Annotated in this window: 24 protein-coding genes, 1 tRNA gene and 1 pseudogene; 19 read left to right on the forward strand and 7 right to left on the reverse strand. The window is 49.4% G+C overall.

Going from position 1 to position 18,822, the window contains the following annotated elements; all coding sequences use genetic code 11:
* Positions 1-5: 5 nt before the first annotated feature.
* The 14 genes and pseudogenes from rpmD (at position 6) to leuB (ending at position 9,455) form a co-directional block, all read left to right on the forward strand.
* Positions 6-191, forward strand: coding sequence for a 50S ribosomal protein L30 (gene rpmD / locus IVG45_RS20065; RefSeq protein WP_196435521.1), 186 nt, complete (start codon positions 6-8; stop codon positions 189-191).
* Entirely contained in the window at positions 191-625 is a 435-nt protein-coding gene (gene rplO, locus IVG45_RS20070) for a 50S ribosomal protein L15 (RefSeq protein ID WP_196435522.1), read from the forward strand. Before rpmD ends, rplO begins: the two co-directional genes overlap by 1 nt.
* The gene (gene secY / locus IVG45_RS20075) at positions 626-1,951 is read left to right on the forward strand and encodes a preprotein translocase subunit SecY (RefSeq protein WP_196435523.1); all 1,326 of its coding nucleotides are present in this window, start codon (positions 626-628) and stop codon (positions 1,949-1,951) included. It abuts the gene before it with no gap.
* Between the two features lie 21 nt (positions 1,952-1,972).
* A complete protein-coding gene (gene rpmJ, locus IVG45_RS20080) occupies positions 1,973-2,086 on the forward strand; it encodes a 50S ribosomal protein L36 (RefSeq protein WP_196435524.1) in 114 nt (37 codons plus the stop codon).
* A gap of 69 nt (positions 2,087-2,155) precedes the next feature.
* Positions 2,156-2,512 (forward strand): 30S ribosomal protein S13, encoded by a 357-nt coding sequence (gene rpsM / locus IVG45_RS20085; RefSeq protein ID WP_196435525.1) that lies wholly within the window; start codon positions 2,156-2,158, stop codon positions 2,510-2,512.
* 20 nt (positions 2,513-2,532) lie between these two features.
* The gene (gene rpsK, locus IVG45_RS20090) at positions 2,533-2,919 is read left to right on the forward strand and encodes a 30S ribosomal protein S11 (protein ID WP_196435526.1); all 387 of its coding nucleotides are present in this window, start codon (positions 2,533-2,535) and stop codon (positions 2,917-2,919) included.
* A 19-nt stretch (positions 2,920-2,938) separates the two neighbouring features.
* Positions 2,939-3,559 (forward strand): 30S ribosomal protein S4, encoded by a 621-nt coding sequence (gene rpsD, locus IVG45_RS20095; protein WP_196435527.1) that lies wholly within the window; start codon positions 2,939-2,941, stop codon positions 3,557-3,559.
* Positions 3,560-3,577: 18 nt separating this feature from the next.
* The gene (locus IVG45_RS20100) at positions 3,578-4,585 is read left to right on the forward strand and encodes a DNA-directed RNA polymerase subunit alpha (RefSeq protein ID WP_196435528.1); all 1,008 of its coding nucleotides are present in this window, start codon (positions 3,578-3,580) and stop codon (positions 4,583-4,585) included.
* A gap of 18 nt (positions 4,586-4,603) precedes the next feature.
* The gene (gene rplQ, locus IVG45_RS20105) at positions 4,604-4,972 is read left to right on the forward strand and encodes a 50S ribosomal protein L17 (protein ID WP_196435529.1); all 369 of its coding nucleotides are present in this window, start codon (positions 4,604-4,606) and stop codon (positions 4,970-4,972) included.
* A 15-nt stretch (positions 4,973-4,987) separates the two neighbouring features.
* A tRNA-Thr gene (locus IVG45_RS20110) sits at positions 4,988-5,063 on the forward strand.
* Positions 5,064-5,350: 287 nt separating this feature from the next.
* Positions 5,351-5,883 (forward strand): annotated as a pseudogene (gene leuD / locus IVG45_RS20115) (3-isopropylmalate dehydratase small subunit).
* A gap of 69 nt (positions 5,884-5,952) precedes the next feature.
* Positions 5,953-6,483: a DUF4184 family protein gene (locus tag IVG45_RS20120; protein ID WP_196435530.1), complete on the forward strand. Its 531-nt coding sequence runs from the start codon at positions 5,953-5,955 to the stop codon at positions 6,481-6,483.
* Positions 6,484-6,633: 150 nt separating this feature from the next.
* Positions 6,634-8,178 carry an alpha-isopropylmalate synthase regulatory domain-containing protein gene (locus tag IVG45_RS20125; protein ID WP_196435531.1) on the forward strand — a complete coding sequence of 515 codons (1,545 nt, stop codon included), beginning with the start codon at positions 6,634-6,636 and terminating at the stop codon, positions 8,176-8,178.
* Between the two features lie 170 nt (positions 8,179-8,348).
* Entirely contained in the window at positions 8,349-9,455 is a 1,107-nt protein-coding gene (gene leuB, locus IVG45_RS20130) for a 3-isopropylmalate dehydrogenase (protein ID WP_196435532.1), read from the forward strand.
* A 116-nt stretch (positions 9,456-9,571) separates the two neighbouring features.
* Here the strand turns inward: leuB and pqqE are convergent, their stop codons facing one another.
* The 7 genes from pqqE to IVG45_RS20165 all read right to left on the reverse strand — a co-directional run bounded on the left by pqqE (position 9,572) and on the right by IVG45_RS20165 (position 14,315).
* On the reverse strand, positions 9,572-10,699 hold the full coding sequence (gene pqqE, locus IVG45_RS20135) for a pyrroloquinoline quinone biosynthesis protein PqqE (protein WP_196435533.1): 1,128 nt from the start codon (positions 10,697-10,699) through the stop codon (positions 9,572-9,574).
* Positions 10,677-10,949, reverse strand: coding sequence for a pyrroloquinoline quinone biosynthesis peptide chaperone PqqD (pqqD, locus tag IVG45_RS20140; RefSeq protein WP_196435534.1), 273 nt, complete (start codon positions 10,947-10,949; stop codon positions 10,677-10,679). Before pqqD ends, pqqE begins: the two co-directional genes overlap by 23 nt.
* Before the next feature lie 32 nt (positions 10,950-10,981).
* The gene (locus tag IVG45_RS20145; RefSeq protein ID WP_230874671.1) at positions 10,982-11,548 is read right to left on the reverse strand and encodes a Uma2 family endonuclease; all 567 of its coding nucleotides are present in this window, start codon (positions 11,546-11,548) and stop codon (positions 10,982-10,984) included.
* Complete coding sequence (gene pqqC, locus IVG45_RS20150) at positions 11,545-12,273, reverse strand: pyrroloquinoline-quinone synthase PqqC (protein ID WP_196435535.1); 729 nt, start codon at positions 12,271-12,273, stop codon at positions 11,545-11,547. Before pqqC ends, IVG45_RS20145 begins: the two co-directional genes overlap by 4 nt.
* 9 nt (positions 12,274-12,282) lie before the next feature.
* Positions 12,283-13,194, reverse strand: a complete 912-nt coding sequence (pqqB, locus tag IVG45_RS20155; RefSeq protein ID WP_196435536.1) for a pyrroloquinoline quinone biosynthesis protein PqqB — start codon at positions 13,192-13,194, stop codon at positions 12,283-12,285.
* Positions 13,195-13,299: 105 nt separating this feature from the next.
* Positions 13,300-13,374 (reverse strand): pyrroloquinoline quinone precursor peptide PqqA, encoded by a 75-nt coding sequence (gene pqqA, locus IVG45_RS20160; protein ID WP_054760176.1) that lies wholly within the window; start codon positions 13,372-13,374, stop codon positions 13,300-13,302.
* 152 nt (positions 13,375-13,526) lie between these two features.
* Positions 13,527-14,315: a sulfite exporter TauE/SafE family protein gene (locus IVG45_RS20165; RefSeq protein ID WP_196435537.1), complete on the reverse strand. Its 789-nt coding sequence runs from the start codon at positions 14,313-14,315 to the stop codon at positions 13,527-13,529.
* Positions 14,316-14,407: 92 nt separating this feature from the next.
* Here IVG45_RS20165 and IVG45_RS20170 point away from each other — a divergent pair, with 92 nt between their 5' ends.
* The 5 genes from IVG45_RS20170 to tldD are packed head-to-tail and all read left to right on the forward strand — an operon-like array spanning position 14,408 to position 18,791.
* Positions 14,408-15,640 (forward strand): multifunctional CCA addition/repair protein, encoded by a 1,233-nt coding sequence (locus IVG45_RS20170; RefSeq protein WP_196435538.1) that lies wholly within the window; start codon positions 14,408-14,410, stop codon positions 15,638-15,640.
* 6 nt (positions 15,641-15,646) lie between these two features.
* A complete protein-coding gene (locus tag IVG45_RS20175; RefSeq protein WP_196435539.1) occupies positions 15,647-15,997 on the forward strand; it encodes a DMT family protein in 351 nt (116 codons plus the stop codon).
* A gap of 28 nt (positions 15,998-16,025) precedes the next feature.
* On the forward strand, positions 16,026-16,871 hold the full coding sequence (locus IVG45_RS20180) for a 23S rRNA (adenine(2030)-N(6))-methyltransferase RlmJ (RefSeq protein WP_196435540.1): 846 nt from the start codon (positions 16,026-16,028) through the stop codon (positions 16,869-16,871).
* 23 nt (positions 16,872-16,894) lie between these two features.
* A complete protein-coding gene (locus IVG45_RS20185; RefSeq protein ID WP_196435541.1) occupies positions 16,895-17,320 on the forward strand; it encodes a hypothetical protein in 426 nt (141 codons plus the stop codon).
* A 31-nt stretch (positions 17,321-17,351) separates the two neighbouring features.
* Positions 17,352-18,791: a metalloprotease TldD gene (gene tldD / locus IVG45_RS20190; RefSeq protein ID WP_196435542.1), complete on the forward strand. Its 1,440-nt coding sequence runs from the start codon at positions 17,352-17,354 to the stop codon at positions 18,789-18,791.
* The last annotated feature ends 31 nt before the right edge of the window (positions 18,792-18,822 follow it).

Below are 18,822 nucleotides of genomic sequence, written 5' to 3' on the forward strand. Positions count from 1 at the left end.
TTATCATGGCAGCCAAAAAATTAAGTGTAATGATGACCAAGAGTAAAAACGGTCGTTTAAAAAATCATCAAGAGTGTTTGAAAGGTTTGGGGTTGCATAAAATCCGGCAAACTGTTCAGGTTATCGATACACCTGAAAATCGCGGGATGATAAATAAAATAGCTTATATGCTAAAAGTCGAGGAAGTTTAATGTACCTGAATACTATTGAGTCGGCGTGCGGTTCGAGAAAAAAAGCTAAAAGAGTCGGGCGCGGTATCGGTTCAACCGATGGTAAAACCTGTGGTAGGGGCCATAAAGGTCAAAAAGCACGTAGCGGCGGTTATCATAAGGTAGGTTTTGAGGGTGGTCAGATGCCGCTTCAAAGACGGTTGCCAAAAGTTGGATTTACCTCAAGAATCAAAAAATATACTGCGGAAGTTCGCTTGAACGAATTAGATTCAATTGCAGCGAATGAAATCGACTTACAGGTATTGATTGAAAATAATATAGTTCCGGCTTTTTCGAAAAAAGTTAAGTTAATTAAATCCGGTTCAATATCAAAGGCAGTTTCATTAAAAGGCATATTAGTAACTGCGGGCGCTCGTGAACTAATCGAAGCTGCTGGCGGAAAAGTTGAGGCTTAAGTGAGTACTAAAGGGTATGATGTTTCGGCTGGAAAATTTCAGTTCGGAGAGCTAAAGGCTAGGCTATTGTTCGTGCTCGGTGCATTCGTTGTGTACCGCGTTGGGGCGCATATTCCGGTTCCAGGAATTGATCCAGGAGCATTGTCTGCAATGTTTGCGCAACAATCGGGTTCAATATTGGACATGTTTAATATGTTCTCTGGCGGCGCATTGATGAGGCTGAGTATTTTCGCGCTTGGCATTATGCCCTACATCTCTGCATCAATCATTATGCAGTTAATGACCATTGTTATTCCTGCAATGGAGCAGATGAAGAAAGAGGGTGAGTCTGGAAGGCGCAAGATTACGCAGTACACCCGATATGCAACAGTTGTTCTAGCCATGTTTCAGTCCATAGGTATTTCAATTGCCCTGCAGAATCAGACTGCCGGTGGAATGTCAGTTGTTATCAATCCAGGCTTGGCTTTTGTTGTCGTAACCACCTTAACACTGGTTACCGGTACCATGTTCTTGATGTGGTTGGGTGAGCAGGTTACCGAGCGCGGTATTGGAAATGGTATTTCCCTAATTATTTTCGCGGGTATCGTTTCAGGATTACCTTCCGCAATTGGTGGTACCCTGGAGCTGGCCAGAACAGGCGAAATGAATGGGGCTTTTATTGTCTTGCTTTTCGCAATTTCGATTATCGTTACCGGCATAGTGGTTTTTGTTGAGCGTGCGCAGCGTCGCATCACTATCAACTATCCAAAACGGCAGCAAGGTAACAAGGTTTATGCTGGGCAAACTTCGTTTCTGCCTTTGAAGCTGAATATGGCTGGAGTCATTCCACCAATTTTCGCCTCAAGTATTATCTTGTTTCCCGCGACGATCGCGGGTTGGTTTGGTAATTTAGACGGTTTCACTTGGCTTCAGGATGTTTCTACTGTTCTTTCTCCCGGGCAGCCTGTTTACGTTATGTTTTATGCCCTAGCCATCATTTTCTTCTGCTTTTTTTATACTGCTTTGGTATTTAATTCCAAAGAAACCGCCGAAAACCTAAAGAAGTCAGGTGCATATTTGCCGGGCATTAGACCGGGTATCCAAACTACTGCGTATATTGATAAGGTCATGACTCGCTTGACGCTAATTGGGGCAATCTATATAACGCTAATTTGTTTGCTGCCAGAGTTCTTGATCGTCTATTGGAACGTTCCGTTTTCTTTTGGTGGTACTTCGTTGCTTATTATCGTCGTTGTTGTCATGGACTTTATTTCTCAGATGCAGACTCATTTGATGTCTCAGCAATATGAAGGCCTGATGAGAAAGGCTAATCTCAAAAGAAATTAATCAAAATATTAGGAGTTTGCCGTGAAAGTACGTGCATCAATTAAACCAATTTGTAAAAATTGCAAAGTTATTAAAAGAAGTGGTGTAGTTCGGGTTATCTGCAAAGATGGCCGGCACAAACAGCGCCAGGGTTAATTTTGTTTTTTTAAATAAAGATGTTATAATTCTCGATTAACTTAAGAATCAAAATTTAGGAGTATCTGGATGGCTCGTATAGCCGGTATTAACGTAGCTGATCATAAGCATGCAGAAATTGCATTGACTGCTATATACGGAATTGGAAGGCAGACAGCTAAGGTTATCTGCGCTAAGGTTGGCATACAAACTACCGTAAAAATCAAAGATTTGACTGAAGATCAAGTGGAATCTATCCGTAAGGTTATCTCAACAATGACGGTTGAGGGTGACTTGCGTCGCGAGGTTTCCATGAATATTAAGCGGTTGATGGATCTTGGTTGCTATCGAGGTATTAGGCATAGACGCGGACTTCCGCTCAGAGGTCAGCGTACCAGAACTAATGCAAGGACCCGCAAAGGGCCTCGGAAACCAGTTACTAAATAAAGTTTTAAATAGGCAAGTTAATGGCAACCCAAAACCGTGTAAAAAAACGCATTAAAAAAGAAGTGGCAGATGGAATAGTTCATGTGCATGCATCTTTCAATAATACCATTGTAACGATCACTGATAGAAAAGGTAACGCGCTATCCTGGGCTACTTCCGGTGGATCCGGTTTTAGAGGCTCTAGAAAAAGCACGCCTTTTGCTGCGCAGGTTGCTGCCGAAAAAGCAGGGTTAGTCGCGCAAGAATATGGAATGAAAAATCTCGACGTAATGATCAAAGGTCCAGGCCCAGGACGAGAGTCGGCTGTACGCTCATTAAACAATTTAGGCTTTAAAATTTCAAACATTGTTGATGTGACCCCAATTCCGCACAATGGTTGTCGCCCCCCTAAAAAACGTCGCGTTTAAGGTTTTGGAGTAATAAGAAATGGCAAGATATATAGGACCTGTTTGTAAGTTAAGTCGAAGAGAAGGCACGGACTTATTTCTTAAGGGTAGAGGTAAGGCGCTAGACGGCAAGTGTAAGCTGGATCAAAGACCAGGTCAGCATGGTGCAAAGCGCACGAGAAGTTCGGACTACGCTCTTCAGCTTAGAGCAAAACAAAGATTGCGCAGAATCTATGGTGTTTTAGAGAAGCAATTCAGAAATTACTATAAAGCTGCGGATCTGCAAAAAGGTGCAACCGGTCAAAATTTGCTCAACTTATTGGAGTCTAGATTAGATAACGTTGTTTATCGTATGGGTTTTGCCTCCACTAGAGCCGAAGCTAGGCAATTGGTTTCTCATAAAGCAATTCACGTAAACGGTGTCTCAATCAATATCCCTTCTTATCAAGTAAGTGCTGGCGATACTATTAGCATTCGTGAGAAATCCAAAAATCAACAACGAGTTAAAGAAGCGCTTGTCGTTGCGGAGCAGTACGGTTTTCCGCAGTGGGTCGAAGTTAGTGCTAAAGATATGAATGGTATTTTCAAATCACTTCCCGATCGTGTTGATCTTGGGTCTGAGATTAATGAGCAGTTGGTTGTTGAGCTCTATTCTAAATAATTCTTCTGGATTAAAAGTATGCAGAGTTCCATAGCAGGTTTGTTAAGGCCTAAATTAGTTGAAGTAGTTAGTGAAACGCCAAACCACTCCAGAATCGTAATTGAGCCGCTCGAGCGTGGCTATGGCCATTCTCTTGGTAATGCGCTTCGGCGTGTAATGCTTTCCTCAATTCCAGGTTGTGCTGTTACTGAAGTCTCCATAGCCGGTGTACTTCATGAATACACCACTATTGAGGGTGTCCAGGAAGATGTTATTGACATATTACTGAATCTAAAAAAGCTTTCAGTAGTGTTGCATGGGAAAGATGAAGTCACATTGACTTTGTCCAAGTCCTCCATTGGTAGTGTAACAGCCGGTGATATTGAGACAACCAATCTGGTAGATATAATTAATCCCGAATTAGTTATTGCTAACCTTACTCAAGATAAGCAGCTTGACATTAAAATTAAGATAGAGCGGGGTAGAGGATATATTCCTGCGGCGGTCCGAAAAGAGCAGCAAGATGATACTCCTGTTGGGGTTTTGATGGTCGATGCCGCATTTAGCCCTATCGTTAAAGTGGCTTACCATGTTGAATCAACCCGTGTTGAACAGCGAACCAATCTTGATAAGTTGGTAATCGAGTTAGAGACTAACGGTACCGTTGATCCTGAACAAGTTATAAAATTAGCCGCATCTATCCTGCATGATCAGTTGTCAGTATTTGTCGATTTCGAAAAAGTCAAAGAACAAATGCCTGAGGAAAGCGTGGTTGAAGAAGAGGCCTTTGATCCTATTCTTTTGAGGCCTGTTGACGATCTTGAATTAACTGTGCGTTCCGCTAATTGTCTAAAAGCGGAAAACATTTTTTATATTGGAGATTTAATTCAGCGTACCGAAGTAGAGCTGTTACGGACTCCAAACTTAGGAAAAAAATCATTAACCGAGATAAAAGATATATTGGCAATCAAAGGCTTGTCCTTGGGAATGAGGCTTGAAAATTGGCCGCCAGAAAATTTGGTTGATCAATCCCAAATCGGTATTTAATAATAAGGCATAATTGAAATGAGACACCGTAAATCTGGAAGACAATTAAATAAAAATAGTAGCCATAGAAAGGCATTATTTGGTAATATGGCCTGCTCTTTGTTTAAGCATGAGTTGATTAAAACAACTTTGCCGAAAGCCAAGGAATTACGTATGCTGGCAGAGCCTTTAATTACTTTATCCAAAGAAGATTCTGTCGCAAAAAGACGTCAAGCCTTTTCAAGATTAGGCGATAGAGAAGTTGTAACCAAGCTTTTCAATGAACTTGGTCCACGTTATAAAGAAAGACAAGGCGGTTATTTGAGAATCATCAAGTGCGGCTTTAGGTCCGGAGATGACGCGCCTATGGCATATGTCGAATTAGTCGATAGAGCCACTCAAGGTTAACAACGTAAAAATTTAGCTGGTGTAGCTCAGTTGGTAGAGCAGCTGATTTGTAATCAGCCGGTCGCGGGTTCGAGTCCCATCACCAGCTCCATATAAATCAAAGGCTTAGGTAGAAATATCTAGGCCTTTTTTGTTATGGGGATGCGCAGTAGATCAGCCATTGCTTTTTTCCACTTCTTGTCAGCGCCTTTTGCTGTTAATGTCAACTGCTGCTAATCCGCTTGATTAGTTGGCAATTCTATAAAGATTCGTTTTGAAGCTCTGTTTGAATTGACCAATTATTGCGGATTTTTCATAGTCGATATTCGCAACCTGTAAAGAATTGATCGGAACAAATATTATGGAACCGGACGAAAACACGAAAGCGTTGCGGCATTAATGAACCGCGGCAACGTCGATACCGACCAGATCATCCCCAAGCAGTTTTTGAAAAAAGCCGAGCGCAGCGGCTTTGGCCAACAGCTGTTTCACGACTGGCGTTTTAACGACGACGGCAGCGACAATGCCGAATTCGAGCTGAATAAACCAGCCTTCAAGGGCGCGAAAATCCTGGTGGTCGGCGACAACTTCGGCTGCGGCTGCGGCTCGTCGCGCGAACACGCGCCCTGGGCGATTGCCGATTATGGTTTCAACACCATCATCTCCACCAGTTATGCCGATATTTTCTATAACAACTGCTTCAAAAACGGCATCCTGGCGATTAAAATCGAGAAAGATCAGCTGGACAAATTGATGGCCGAAATCGCCGCCAACGAAGGCGTGCGATTTACCGTCGATCTGGAAACTCAACAGGTGTACACGCCGGCGGGCAACGGCTTAAGCTTCGAGATAGACCAGTTTCGCAAAGGCAATCTTCTAGCGGCCTGGACGACATCGGCTTGACCTTGAAGCATATTGATAAGATAGATTAGTTTGAGTAGGGGCATAAGCGGGATTTTCCGTGGTTGTGGGCTTAAAAAAACATTAGTCGAATAGAAAACATGCCTTTTACACCATTTCACATGGGTCCGGGCGCGGCGATAAAAGCCATTACAGGAGGCTACTTTAGTTTGACCGTCTTTGGATTTGCTCAGATAATCATTGATATTGAACCGTTAATTCGAATTTTACGGCACGATAGCGTTCTGCACGGTGTGACGCACACCTATATAGGCGCATTTATAATTGGTTTGTTTTCATTATTCGCAGGTAAAGCTCTGTTCCAATGTTTGTTCAGGGGATGGAATGCTTTGCTAAATTATAAATATCTCCGTTGGTTACAAGTTAATTCGAATATTTCTTGGCTTGCATCTGCTACAGGCGCATTTATTGGTACATTCTCACATGTATTTTTAGACAGCATTATGCACTCGGATGTGCAACCCTTTTTTCCATTTACACTGCATAACGGCATGCTGCATTTTATGTCTGATGGGTGGCTTTATTTGTTATGTGGTATTTTGGGGATATTTGGATTAATGGTTATAAGGGTAGTGGGGTTGTGGAATAAATGGGCAATCGAAATAAACTGAATAACGCCATAGCGACCGTGGTCTGGGTTGAATGCAATGAAACCCAGCATAAAATAGCTAATCGCTGGGTTTAACTGCCGCTCTACCCAGCCTACGGCCTTAATATAGCCTGATACGATTTACAGGGCACATCGAGAAAAAGCGACAAACATGCCTACCAATTCAAAACACATCCAACTTATGGACACCACGCTACGTGACGGCGAACAGACCCAGGGCGTGGCATTTACGCCGATGGAAAAAGTCAGCATCGCCAAGGCCTTGCTGCAAAATTTGCGCGTGGATCGTATCGAAGTGGCATCGGCGCGGGTTTCGGAAGGCGAGAAGGAAGCCGTCAGCCTGATCAACCAATGGGCTCGGCACGAAGGCTTTGCCGAGCGTGTCGAAGTGCTGGGCTTTGTCGATCATACCCGTAGCGTCGATTGGATCAAGTCCACCGGTGGCAAGGTGATCAACCTACTGGCCAAGGGCAGCGAGAAACACTGCCGAGAGCAACTTGGCAAGACGCTGGATCAACATAGCGCCGATGTCTTGCAAACCATCGCTTACGCCCACGAACAAGGCTTGATGGTCAACGTCTATCTGGAAGACTGGTCGAACGGCTATCAAGACAGTCGCGATTATGTCTATGCTTTGATGGAACGCTTGCAACACAGCACTATCGGTCATTTCATGTTGCCCGATACCTTGGGTGTGATGTCGCCGGACGAGGTTTATGCCAGTTTCAGTGACATGTGCCAGCGCTACCCTGCCCTGCAATTCGATTTCCATCCGCATAACGATTACGGCCTGGCGACGGCCAACGTGATGGCGGCGGTGCGAGCTGGCGTCAGCGCGGTGCATTGCACCATCAATTGCCTGGGCGAACGCGCCGGCAATGCTTCCATAGCGGAAGTGGCAGTGGTGCTGCGCGATAAAATGGCGATGGAATTGTCCGTGGACGAGAGCCATTTGGTGCGGATCAGCGAGATGGTCGAAAACTTCTCCGGCAAGCGCGTTGCCGCCAACGCCCCTATCGTCGGCGCCGATGTATTCACGCAAACCGCCGGTATCCATGCCGACGGCGACCAAAAAGGCGGCTTGTATAAAACCAAGCTGGGTCCGGAACGCTTTTCGCGGATACGCAGTTATGCGCTGGGCAAGATGAGCGGCAAGGCCTCGCTGAAGAAAAACCTGGAACAGCTCGAGCTGAATCTGTCGGAAGAAGATCAAAAGAAAGTGCTGGCGCGCATCGTCAGCATCGGCGATTCCAAGCAGACCATCACCACCGACGATCTCCCCTTCATCATCGCCGACGTGCTGGAGAGCAAGAGTTATCAGCACATCAAATTACTGGCCTGCTCGATCAGCAGCGGCCTGGATTTGCCGTCCACCGTGAGTTTGCGCGTCGAGGTCAAGGGCGAAAAACATCAGGCCACCGGTGCCGGCAGCGGCGGTTTCGACGCGTTTATCAATGCGATGGGCAAGGTGCTGGAAAAATACGATTACACCTTGCCGACCCTGGCCGATTATGAAGTCCGCATCCCCAAGGGCGGCCACACCAGCGCGCTGACCGAATGCGTAATCACCTGGGATTGCGGCAACGAATTGCGCAAGACCCGTGGCGTGCATGTCAACCAGGTGTTTGCCGGGATTTTGGCCACGATCAAATTGATCAACATCCAGTTACATGAAATGGCCTCGAATTCAATTTAACCGTAGGGTACGCACCGCGTACCATCGAACGTTACCGTTGGGATCGAAAATGGTAAGCGGTGCGTACCCTACTCAATTATATCGAAGGTCGAATGAATTCGACCCTACAGGTTAATCGCAAACAAACCGTTTTAATTACCCTTTCTAATCCACCTATAACCAGCGTAAACATGAAACACTACAAAATCGCAATACTGGCCGGTGACGGCATCGGCCCTGAAATCACCGCGGAAGCCGTCAAGGTTCTGAAAGTCATCGAAGAACGTAACGATGTGACATTCGAATTGCTGCCGGCCGCATTTGGTGCCTGTGCATATTTCGAATCCGGCTCGGCTTTCCCACATCAAACCAAAGCCATTTGCGACGAAGCCGACGCAATTTTGAAAGGTCCGATCGGTTTGAGCCACGAAGATTCCAAGCGCATTCCTATCGACGAGCAGCCCGAACGTGGCGCGCTGTTGCCGTTACGCCGTCGTTACAATACCTACGCCAATTTCCGTCCGGTTTCGCTGCCAAAATCCCTGGCGCATTTTTCGCCTTTAAAAGCGGAAATCATCGGCGAAGGTATCGACTTAATGATTGTCCGCGAACTGGTGGGCGGCTTGTATTTCGGCGAGAAGGAAATGGGTGTCAACGATGCTGGTTTGCGCTATGTCCGCGAAACACTGGAATACGATGAGGCGCAAATTTACCAAATCATGCAACAAGCCTTTAAACTGGCCAGCAAACGCCGGAAATTGCTGCATAACATCCATAAGAGCAACGTACTTAAATCCAGCGTATTGTGGAACGAGGTGATGGAAGAAGTCGCCAAGGAATATCCCGATGTACAAGTGGTCAACATGCTGGTCGATGCCGCCGCGACCGCGCTGTGCCTGAAACCGACCCAGTTCGACGTGATGGTGATGGAAAACATGTTTGGCGACATTCTCAGCGACCAAGGCGGCGGTATCTTGGGCTCGTTGGGTTTGATGCCTTCGGCCTGCATCGGCCCCGACAAAGCCTATTACGAGCCATCGCACGGTTCGGCGCCGGACATCGCCGGCAAAAACATCGCCAATCCTTATTCGATGATTGGTTCGGTGGCGATGATGCTTGAAAACAGCTTCGACATGGAAGCGGAAGCCAAAAACGTTTGGGCGGCGATGCAGGGCGTGTTTGCCGACGGTTACTCCACCGCTGACTTATCCAAACCAGGCAGCGGAGTGACCATGATCAGCACCGTCGAATTCGGCGATAAAGTGGTCGAGAAGCTGCGGCAGATGCCTAAGGTTTAGGGAACACGTTTGGGTAAAACCGGATCGCCGCAATCGTAATAGGTACGGCGTATCCGGTGTTTCAAGGATGTGGTGTTTGTCAGCCTAATTTGGCCGGTTCCGCCTATCCAAACGGATCAAAAGCGTTGTTTGGAGTTTTTGCTGTTACGGAATATCAACGGTTTTTCCGCGCCGGATAAAGCCCGGTCACGCGCTGAGGCTATTGCTTCGTCTATCCTATGCCGTTCCGGCGATTTGTCGCAGACGGGGTCGGTGCTGTACATGTCGCCATTAAACAAAAACGCCTGACAGCGGCAGCCGCCGAAGTCCTTACCTTTTTCGTCGCAGCTGCGGCAAGGTTCCTGCATCCATTCCGTGCCACGGAAGAAGTTGAAGGTTTTCGATTCGTTCCAGATCTGTTCGATGCTGAAATCCTTGACGTTCGGGCAATCCAGGCCGGGCAATTCGCGGGCGGAATGGCAGGGTAGCGCGGTGCCATCCGGGGCGATGGTCAAAAATGTGGTGCCCCAGCCGTTCATGCAGGCTTTCGGCCGATCTTCGTAAAAATCCGGTACCACGTAGTAAATCTTCATCTTGCCTGCGACTTTTTCCTTGTAGGCCTGGGCGATTTTTTCCGCTTCTTGGAATTGTTCCTTGGTCGGCAGCAACGCATCGCGATTCAGATGCGCCCAGCCGTAGTATTGGGTGTTGGCCAGTTCCAGATAGTCGGCGCCGAGGTTTTCGGCCATCTGCAAAATTTCCGGCATCTGGTGAATATTTTCCCTATGGATCACTACGCACAACACCATGGGGTAACCGTGTTTTTTGATTAGCTTTGCCACGTCCTGCTTATGCTGATAAGTCGCGGTGCCGGCGATGTGATCGTTGAGTTCCTGAGTGCTGGCCTGGATGCTGACCTGAATGTGGTCGAGGCCGGCTTGTTTCAGTTCGATGATTTTTTCTTCCGTTAGGCCATAGCCGGAGGTGATCAAGTTGGAGTAGTAGCCCAGTTCGCGGGCGTGGCGCACCAGTTCCGACAAATCTTGCCGAGTCAGCGGTTCGCCACCGGAAAAACCCAGCTGTACGGCGCCCATTTTGCGCGCTTCGCTTAAAACTCGTTTCCAGTCGTCGGTGCCGAGTTCGTCAGGGTATTTGGCGTAGTCCAAGGGGTTGGAGCAATACGGGCATTGCAGCGGGCATTTGTAGCTCAGCTCGGCCAGCAGCCAGCGCGGCGGGGTGATATTAAGCTTGTTTGATCCAGCCATTTTGCAGTGCCACATTCAAGAAATTGGTGATGTCGTTGCCCAAACCGCTGGTGGCGAAGGTTGCTTCCAGTTCGCTGACGATCTGATCCAGGGCCCTGCTGCCGTCGCAGAGTTTGAGTATTTCCGCCGAGCTTTGATTCAATTCCACCATGCCTTCGGGATAGAGGATTACATATTTTTGTTGCGCTTCTTCCCATTGTAAACGGTGTAGCGGCGAAAAAAGGATCGGTTGGTCAGGATTGATGGTCATGGGGTTCCGTGGTTATGTTGACCTATTTCGGGTTAGACAGAGCCAATATCTTCAAAAACTTCTGCTAACGGCAGACTGATGCTTAGACTGTTGAATTTACAATCGTCTTCGCCATGATAATCGTGCAGCAGCCATTCGTTGTCCGTAGCGCGGCGGAAACATTCCACCCGACGGCTATCGATGTCGACAATTACATATTCTTGCAAAGAATCTAAGCAGCGATAATACGCAAACTTGTTGCCCCTATCATAGGCTGCGGTCGAGTCGGACAAAACTTCGACGATCAGGATGGGTTGAGTCAGGTATTGTTCGGCTTTGTTGTCAGCCGAATGACAAGACACTATCACGTCTGGATAAAAAAATGCATCGGCGGCTTCGACGCGCAATTTCAGGTCGGCGATATAGGCCCGGCAAGGCGTGCCTCGCAGGCGTTGTTTTAACCCAGCAAAGATATTGCCCGAAACGACAAAGTGTTCACGCCGCGCGCCGACCATTGCAAACACTTCGCCGGCGACAAATTCGTGCTTCTCGGCTTGAGACTCTTCCCAAGCCAAAAAGTCGGTAGCGCTAAAACGAAGTTGTTCGGCGGTTTGCATCATTGTTCTATGTTGAAATACGGCGGCATGTCGGCCACATAAGCCAGATACATCGCATCGGCCATGGTCCACAGCACGTCCAGCTTGAATTTCAGGATTTGCACCATGCGTTCCTGTTGTTCGCGGGTTTTATACCAGTCCAGTGTCAGATGCAGGCCGTGCTCGACATCGCGGCGGGCTTCGGTCAGGCGTTTTTTGAAATAGATGTAGCCTTCCTGTTCTACCCAGGGGTAAACCTCGGGCCAGTTGTCCAGTCGCTGTTGATGAATTTTGGGGGCGAAAAGTTCCGTCAGCGAGGAACTGGCGGCTTCGTGCCATTCGGCGCGGCGGGCGAAGTTGACGTAGGCATCGACGGCGAAACGCACGCCAGGCAATACATGTTCCAGCGAGGTAATCTCATCGCGGGTCATGCCGACCGCGATGCCCAGCTGTATCCAGGCCTCGATGCCGCCGGGATCGCCGGGATGACCGTCGTGGTCGAGGATGCGTTGTACCCATTTTGCGCGGGTTTCCCGATCGGGGCAATTGGCCATGATGTTGGCGTCCTTGATCGGAATCATCACTTGATAATAGAAGCGATTAGCGACCCAGCCTTGTAGCTGCTGTTTGGTCAGCTTGCCTTCGTTCATCAGCACATGCATCGGATGATGAATGTGGTAGAACTTTTCCATGCCGCGCAGCTTGGCTTCGAATTCGTCGCGGGACCAGGGTTGATTGTCAGCACTCATGAGATACCTTTATAAGTCAATTTCCAAACCATCGTAAGACACTTCGATGCCGTTCGTCTCCAGTATCTTACGCTCCGGCGAATCTTCGTCCAGAATTGGGTTAGTGTTATTGATATGAATCAAAATCTTGCGCGCGTTTGGCACGCCATTCAGCACTTCGATCATGCCGCCAGGGCCGGATTGCGGCAGATGACCGATCTCGCGGGCTTTTTTCTGGCTGATATTTTTCTGGCACATTTCGTCGTCGGTCCAGAAGGTGCCGTCCACCAAAATACAATCAACGGCCAACATGGCCGCCATCACATGCGGTTCGATTTCGCCCAGGCCCGGCGAGTAATACAGCTTTTTACCGGTGGAAATTTGCTCGACGATGACGCCGATGTTATCACCGTCGTGCGGATCGTGGCGGTGCGGCGAATAGGGCGGCGCTTTGCTTTTCAACGCATGGGCGTAGATACGGATGTCGTCAATGCCGGGAATCTCGAACGGAGTTTCGTCGCAGACTATCGGATGATGATTGACGGTGCAGTAATCCTTCAACATGTTGAAAAGCGGAAAGCCTGTGGTCAAATCTTGCTTGACCATCTCGGTACAATACACGTTCAAAGGTTTGCCTTCGCGCAGCATCAGCATGCCGGTGGTATGGTCGATCTGGCTGTCGATCAACAGGACGGCTTTGATGCCGGTGTCTCGGATGCCTTCTTTCGGTTGAATAGCCGGAAAAGCTTCCAGTTGTGCGCGAATGTCCGGCGAGGTGTTGAACAGTAGCCAGTTGCGGTCGTCGGTGCTGATTGCTATGGACGACTGGGTGCGGGCTTTGCCGTTGAGTTGGCCGTTACGCAGGCGTCGGCAGTTATCACAGTTGCAATTCCATTGCGGAAAACCGCCGCCGGCGCCGGCGCCAAGAACTCTAATTTTCATGTTTGTTCAGGATTGTTCAATAAGGGCCGAATGATACGGGATTCAAAAACCGCAGGCAAAAAAAAGGGGCATGAAAATGCCCCTTTTTGTGGTCAACCGTAAAAATTAACGGTTGTAGATGTACATGGTCACTTCAAAACCGAAACGCATGTCGTTGTAAGCTGGTGTTTCCCATTTCATGTGTAATACCCTCCAGAGGTTTGTTGTTGTGAGCTAGCTTGATCAAGAAAGCTGCGCCGAAGTATACGATGAAGTTTTTTTTCGTGCAACAAAGCAATCGAACCGCGACGAGCGTTGGTTCGAGCAATGCGGCAAGGTTTAAGTTCCCTGACTTACCAGGCCATTTTTAGAGCAATCAACAACAGCACGATGGCGAAATAGCGCTTCAGGCGCTGGGCTGGTAATCGGTGGGCTAATTTGGCGCCTAATGGAGCGGTAAAAATGCTGGTTAGCACAATGCCGGCAAAAGCAGGCAGATAGACATAGCCAAGGCTACCCGCGGGTAAAACGCTATCACGCCAGCCCAATAAGGCGTAGCTGGCCGCCGCCGATAGCGCGATAGGGATGGCGCAGGCGCTGGAGGTGGCGACGGCGTTTTTCATGATCTGGCCATTGCTCACCAGATAAGGCACGGTCATGGTGCCGCCGCCTATGCCCAATATGGCCGATAGCACACCGATCAGCAAACCCATCGGGTAGTCCAGGAATTGTTTGGTGGGATGGTTTGAAGCTTTTGCTTGCCTGGGTATTGCCATTTGCACGCTGGTATAAAGCAGATAGGCAACGAAAAACCAGCGCAGAATTTCGGCGCTGAACTGTTCGGCCACCACCGCGCCGCCACCGGCTCCCACTAACATGCTGGGGGCTAAATGCCGTGCTCTGCCCCAATCGGTATTGCCCAGTTTGTGATGACTGCGTACCGATGCAATCGAGGTAAAAATCGCGGTTGCCAGGGAGGTGGCAACGGCTACCAGCATGATTTGCTCGGGATTGAACTGGCGAGCCTGGAACAGCCAGACCAGCACCGGCACGATCAAGGCGCCACCACCGATGCCGAACAAACCGGCGGCGATGCCGGCAAAAACGCCCAATAACAGGCTAGCTAAAAAAATTTCCGGCATAAGGGATAATGGTTGGGGAATAAGCAAAGCACTATGATAACGAGTCATTTATACTGTGTATTTTAATCGATAACAAAGGCGAGTCGGGCTTCATGAAAATCTATCTGGTTGGCGGTGCGGTACGCGATCGTTTGCTGGATTATCCGGTATCGGAACGCGACTGGCTGGTGGTGGGGGCTGCGCCCGAAACATTGCTGGCGCAAGGTTACAAGCCGGTTGGCAAGGATTTTCCTGTGTTTTTGCATCCTGAAACGCATGATGAATATGCCTTGGCGCGTACCGAGCGCAAAACCGCGCCCGGTTATAAAGGCTTTTCGATAGACGCCAACCCCCTGGTGACGCTGGAGGAGGATTTGTTACGCCGCGACCTGACCATCAACGCGATGGCGATAGGCGACGACGGCGTTTTGATCGATCCTTTTCATGGCCAGCGGGATTTGCAAAATAGGATTCTGCGGCATGTTTCGCCGGCATTTAGTGAAGACCCGGTCAGGATTTTGCGGGTTGCCCGCTTCGCCGCCCGCTATGCTCATTTGGGCTTTACGGTGGCGGACGAAACCCGGCAATTGATGCGGGGCATGGTGCAAAGCGGCGAAGCCGATCATCTGGTGCCGGAGCGGGTTTGGGCTGAATTGAATAAAGCCTTGCGCGAAGCCACGCCGGCGGCGTTTTTCCAGGCTTTGAAAGACTGCCGGGCATTGGCCGTGATTTTTCCCGAAATCGATGCCCTGTTCGGTGTGCCGCAACCTCCCAAATATCATCCTGAAATTGACACTGGCGAACATAGTCTGATGGCGTTGACAGAAGCGGCGCGGTTATCGACCAAACCGGAGGTGCGGCTGGCGGCCTTGTTGCATGATCTGGGCAAGGCGGTGACGGCTCCGGATTGCTGGCCTAGTCACCACGGCCACGAGCGTAAAGGCTTGCCTATTTTGGAGCGGTTTTGCCAGCGCCTACGAGTGCCCAAGTCCGTCAAAACTCTGTGCGCCCATGTGATGGAATACCATACGCATTGTCACCGAGTCTTCGAGTTGCGTAGCGATACCCTGATTGGCATGCTGCAAGCAATTGGCGCTTTCAAGGCCGACAACCACTTGCAGGACTTTCTGCTGGCATGCGAAGCCGACGCCAGGGGCCGCACCGGCTTCGAGCATGTGGCCTATCCACAAGCCGATTACATCAAGATGGCCGCGCAAACCGCATTGGCCGTCGATACCCGGCAAGTGTTGAACGCCGATGTACAAGGCCCGCAAATTGGCGAGGCCATCCAGCGATTACGCAGCCAGGCCGTCAATACCTTCAAACAGTATTATCAGACTCAATAAGCCAGCATGAGCTCTATTTTTATTTCCATCGGTTTGCTGATTTGCAGCAATGTGTTTATGACCTTTGCCTGGTACGCTCACCTGAAAGAACTCAACCACAAACACTGGTTGTTGGCCGCATTGCTTAGCTGGGGTGTGGCCTTGTTCGAATATTTGTTTCAAGTGCCCGCCAACCGCATCGGTTATACCGCGTTGAATGTCGGTCAGTTGAAAATCATGCAGGAAGCGATTGCACTCAGCGTGTTCGTGCCGTTCTCGGTGTACTACCTGAAAGAGCCTTTAAAGCTGGACTACCTATGGGCCGGTTTGTGTTTGCTGGGGGCGATTTATTTTATGTTCAGATCCAAGTTGGCTTGAACGCACACTCAAAAAACGGAATGCCTTTATGTTGAGTTATCGTCACGGATTTCATGCCGGCAATGTTGCCGATGTGTTAAAGCACAGTTTGATTACCCTGGTGATCAATGCCTTAAAGCAAAAAGACAAACCATTTGTCTATATCGATACTCATGCCGGGGCCGGCAAGTATTCGTTCAAGTCCGAATTTGCCCAGAAAACCGGCGAATATCAGCAAGGCATCGTTCGTATTTGGGCCAGCGAACAGCCGCCGGAGGAGATCAAGGATTATCTGGCGGCGGTCAGGGCGGAAAACACCGGTCGGCAACTGGTTCGTTACCCCGGCTCGCCGCAACTGGTCAGGCGTTTGATCCGGACCCAGGATAGGTTGCAGTTATCCGAATTACACAGTAGCGATTACGAGAGTCTGCATCAATTGTTTGCCGGCGACAGGCAAGTCAGCGTCGTCAAGGAAGATGGCCTGGAGCGACTGAGCAAAAAACTGCCGCCGATTCAAAAGCGCGGGTTGGTTCTGATCGATCCCAGTTATGAAGTGAAATCCGATTACAGCAAGGTGGTGGATGCCTTGCAAGCGGCTCATGGCCGGTTTGCCACCGGGATTTTCGGTTTATGGTATCCGGTGATAGATCGCAATACCACCGAAAGGATGCTGCTGAAGCTGCAACAAACCGGCATACCCAAACAGTTGCGGATAGAGCATTGCGTTGCCGAAGATGGCGCCGTGCGTGGCATGACAGGTTCTGGTATGCTGTTTATCAATCCTCCCTGGCAATTGAAAGACCAGGCGGAAGTTTTGTTGCCGTGGTTGAATCAAGCCTTGACGGATGGGCAGGGAAACTGGAGAGCGGAATGGCAGGTGCCGGAGTCAGTTTAAGACGGGATTTCTCAGGAATTGGCATGATTAAAAAACATCTCGATTTGATCGTCGTGGCTATTTTGGTGTTGTCCCTGGTCATGTACGACGTGACGATGGATTTGTTTTTCAGTTTGCTGCATTTCATATTCGAACTATGCCATATGGCTTACGAATGGTTGGAACTGGGCATCGAACATACCGTGGAGCATCTGTTCCATACTTCCCGGCACGGCAGTCAGATCGTTACGTTTTATATTTTGCTGCTGCTTGCGGTGATGGTGATTCATTGGTTATGGCGGGTTTTGCCGGGTTTTTATCAGGGGGCTAAACAGTTCGCGCTGCTAGCCTGGAAACGGCGAAAAACCGAGATGGAACTCTATTGGCTTTCCTTGACCCTAAGCAATAAAGTTATGTTGGTTGTTACTGCATTAAGCGTGGCTTATTTGGCTTCGTTTTTTGTAATGTGAGTTGCTCGCTACCCTAAATATTTAGTTGATTATGCCTTTATCCGAACAAGTTAAACAGACCATTCTTGCCGCCAACAGCCTGCAATCGCATGATGTGGATCGAGTGATGAATACGCTGCTCAGTGCGCCGGTCGACGCGGCCGATATTTATTTTCAGTCCAGCCATTTCGAGTCCTGGTCCATGGAGGGCGGTATTGTCAAGGAAGGCAGTCATTCCATCGAGCATGGTGCCGGGGTGCGGGTGGTCAGCGGCGATAAGACCGGGTTTGCCTATAGTGACCGGATAGAGCTGCCGATTTTGCTGGAAGCCGCCAATAATGTGAAAGCCATTGTCAGACAAGGCCAGAAGGCCAGCCATAAAATCGAGGTGCCTAAAAGTTGGCCGCAACTCTATCAGCCGTTCAATCCGTTGAAGTCGCTGAATGATCAGGAAAAAATCGATTTATTGAAGCGGGTGGATGCCGAAACCCGCAAACTGGATAGCCGTATCGAGGAAGTCATGGTCAGTCTGGTGGCTGCTTACGACCATGTGCTGGTAGCCAATCAGGACGGTTCATTGGTGGGCGATATTCGGCCACTGGTGCGGCTGAACGTCAGCGTGATCATGGTCGAGAATGGCCGCCGCGAACAAGGCAGCATGGGCGGCGGTAGCCGTAGCGATTACAGTTATTTTCTGGATAACGACAGAGCTCTGGAATACGGGCGGGAAGCGGTCAGGCAAGCACAAGTGAATCTGCAGGCCGAAGAAGCTCCGGCCGGTAACATGACCGTGGTGCTCGGTCCCGGTTGGCCCGGAATTATATTGCACGAAGCCATCGGCCACGGCTTGGAAGGCGATTTCAACCGCAAGGGTACCTCCGCGTTTAGTGGCCGGGTCGGCGAGCGGGTGGCGTCCGATCTATGTACCGTGGTCGATGACGGCACCTTACCGGGACGGCGCGGCTCGTTGAGCATGGACGATGAAGGTACGCCCACCGAAAATACCGTGCTGATCGAAAAAGGCATATTAAAAGGCTATATGCAGGATAAACTGAATGCGCGCCTGATGGGCGTCAATCCCACTGGCAACGGCCGGCGCGAGTCCTATGCCCATTTACCGATGCCGAGGATGACTAATACTTACATGTTGCCGGGCGAAAGCGACCCGGACGAAATCATCCGGTCGGTCAAAAAAGGCCTGTATGCGCGCAATTTTGGTGGCGGCCAGGTCGACATTACCTCCGGTAAATTCGTGTTTTCAACCAGCGAAGCCTATTTGATCGAAAACGGTAAAATCACTCGTCCGGTCAAGGGGGCGACACTCATCGGCAACGGGCCGGACGTATTGACCAAGGTATCGATGGTCGGTAACGATATGCAGTTGGATAGCGGCGTCGGTACCTGCGGTAAGGAAGGCCAGAGCGTTCCGGTCGGTGTCGGCCAGCCGACCTTGAAGATCGACGGCCTAACCGTCGGCGGTACCAGCGTTTAAGACATTGTAGGGTCGAATTCATTCGGCCGAA

The sequence above is a fragment of the Methylomonas sp. LL1 genome (genome assembly GCF_015711015.1).
GTDB lineage: Bacteria > Pseudomonadota > Gammaproteobacteria > Methylococcales > Methylomonadaceae > Methylomonas.

Bases quoted from the DNA above. Each gene is read 5' to 3' on its own strand.
- rpmD (WP_196435521.1), top strand. From the start codon at position 6: ATGGCAGCCAAAAAATTAAGTGTAATGATGACCAAGAGTAAAAACGGT.
- rplO (WP_196435522.1), top strand. From the start codon at position 191: ATGTACCTGAATACTATTGAGTCGGCGTGCGGTTCGAGAAAAAAAGCT.
- rpsM (WP_196435525.1), top strand. From the start codon at position 2,156: ATGGCTCGTATAGCCGGTATTAACGTAGCTGATCATAAGCATGCAGAA.
- rpsK (WP_196435526.1), top strand. From the start codon at position 2,533: ATGGCAACCCAAAACCGTGTAAAAAAACGCATTAAAAAAGAAGTGGCA.
- rpsD (WP_196435527.1), top strand. From the start codon at position 2,939: ATGGCAAGATATATAGGACCTGTTTGTAAGTTAAGTCGAAGAGAAGGC.
- IVG45_RS20100 (WP_196435528.1), top strand. From the start codon at position 3,578: ATGCAGAGTTCCATAGCAGGTTTGTTAAGGCCTAAATTAGTTGAAGTA.
- rplQ (WP_196435529.1), top strand. From the start codon at position 4,604: ATGAGACACCGTAAATCTGGAAGACAATTAAATAAAAATAGTAGCCAT.
- IVG45_RS20120 (WP_196435530.1), top strand. From the start codon at position 5,953: ATGCCTTTTACACCATTTCACATGGGTCCGGGCGCGGCGATAAAAGCC.
- IVG45_RS20125 (WP_196435531.1), top strand. From the start codon at position 6,634: ATGCCTACCAATTCAAAACACATCCAACTTATGGACACCACGCTACGT.
- leuB (WP_196435532.1), top strand. From the start codon at position 8,349: ATGAAACACTACAAAATCGCAATACTGGCCGGTGACGGCATCGGCCCT.
- pqqE (WP_196435533.1), bottom strand. From the start codon at position 10,699: ATGGCTGGATCAAACAAGCTTAATATCACCCCGCCGCGCTGGCTGCTG.
- pqqD (WP_196435534.1), bottom strand. From the start codon at position 10,949: ATGACCATCAATCCTGACCAACCGATCCTTTTTTCGCCGCTACACCGT.
- IVG45_RS20145 (WP_230874671.1), bottom strand. From the start codon at position 11,548: ATGATGCAAACCGCCGAACAACTTCGTTTTAGCGCTACCGACTTTTTG.
- pqqC (WP_196435535.1), bottom strand. From the start codon at position 12,273: ATGAGTGCTGACAATCAACCCTGGTCCCGCGACGAATTCGAAGCCAAG.
- pqqB (WP_196435536.1), bottom strand. From the start codon at position 13,194: ATGAAAATTAGAGTTCTTGGCGCCGGCGCCGGCGGCGGTTTTCCGCAA.
- IVG45_RS20165 (WP_196435537.1), bottom strand. From the start codon at position 14,315: ATGCCGGAAATTTTTTTAGCTAGCCTGTTATTGGGCGTTTTTGCCGGC.
- IVG45_RS20170 (WP_196435538.1), top strand. From the start codon at position 14,408: ATGAAAATCTATCTGGTTGGCGGTGCGGTACGCGATCGTTTGCTGGAT.
- IVG45_RS20175 (WP_196435539.1), top strand. From the start codon at position 15,647: ATGAGCTCTATTTTTATTTCCATCGGTTTGCTGATTTGCAGCAATGTG.
- IVG45_RS20180 (WP_196435540.1), top strand. From the start codon at position 16,026: ATGTTGAGTTATCGTCACGGATTTCATGCCGGCAATGTTGCCGATGTG.
- IVG45_RS20185 (WP_196435541.1), top strand. From the start codon at position 16,895: ATGATTAAAAAACATCTCGATTTGATCGTCGTGGCTATTTTGGTGTTG.
- tldD (WP_196435542.1), top strand. From the start codon at position 17,352: ATGCCTTTATCCGAACAAGTTAAACAGACCATTCTTGCCGCCAACAGC.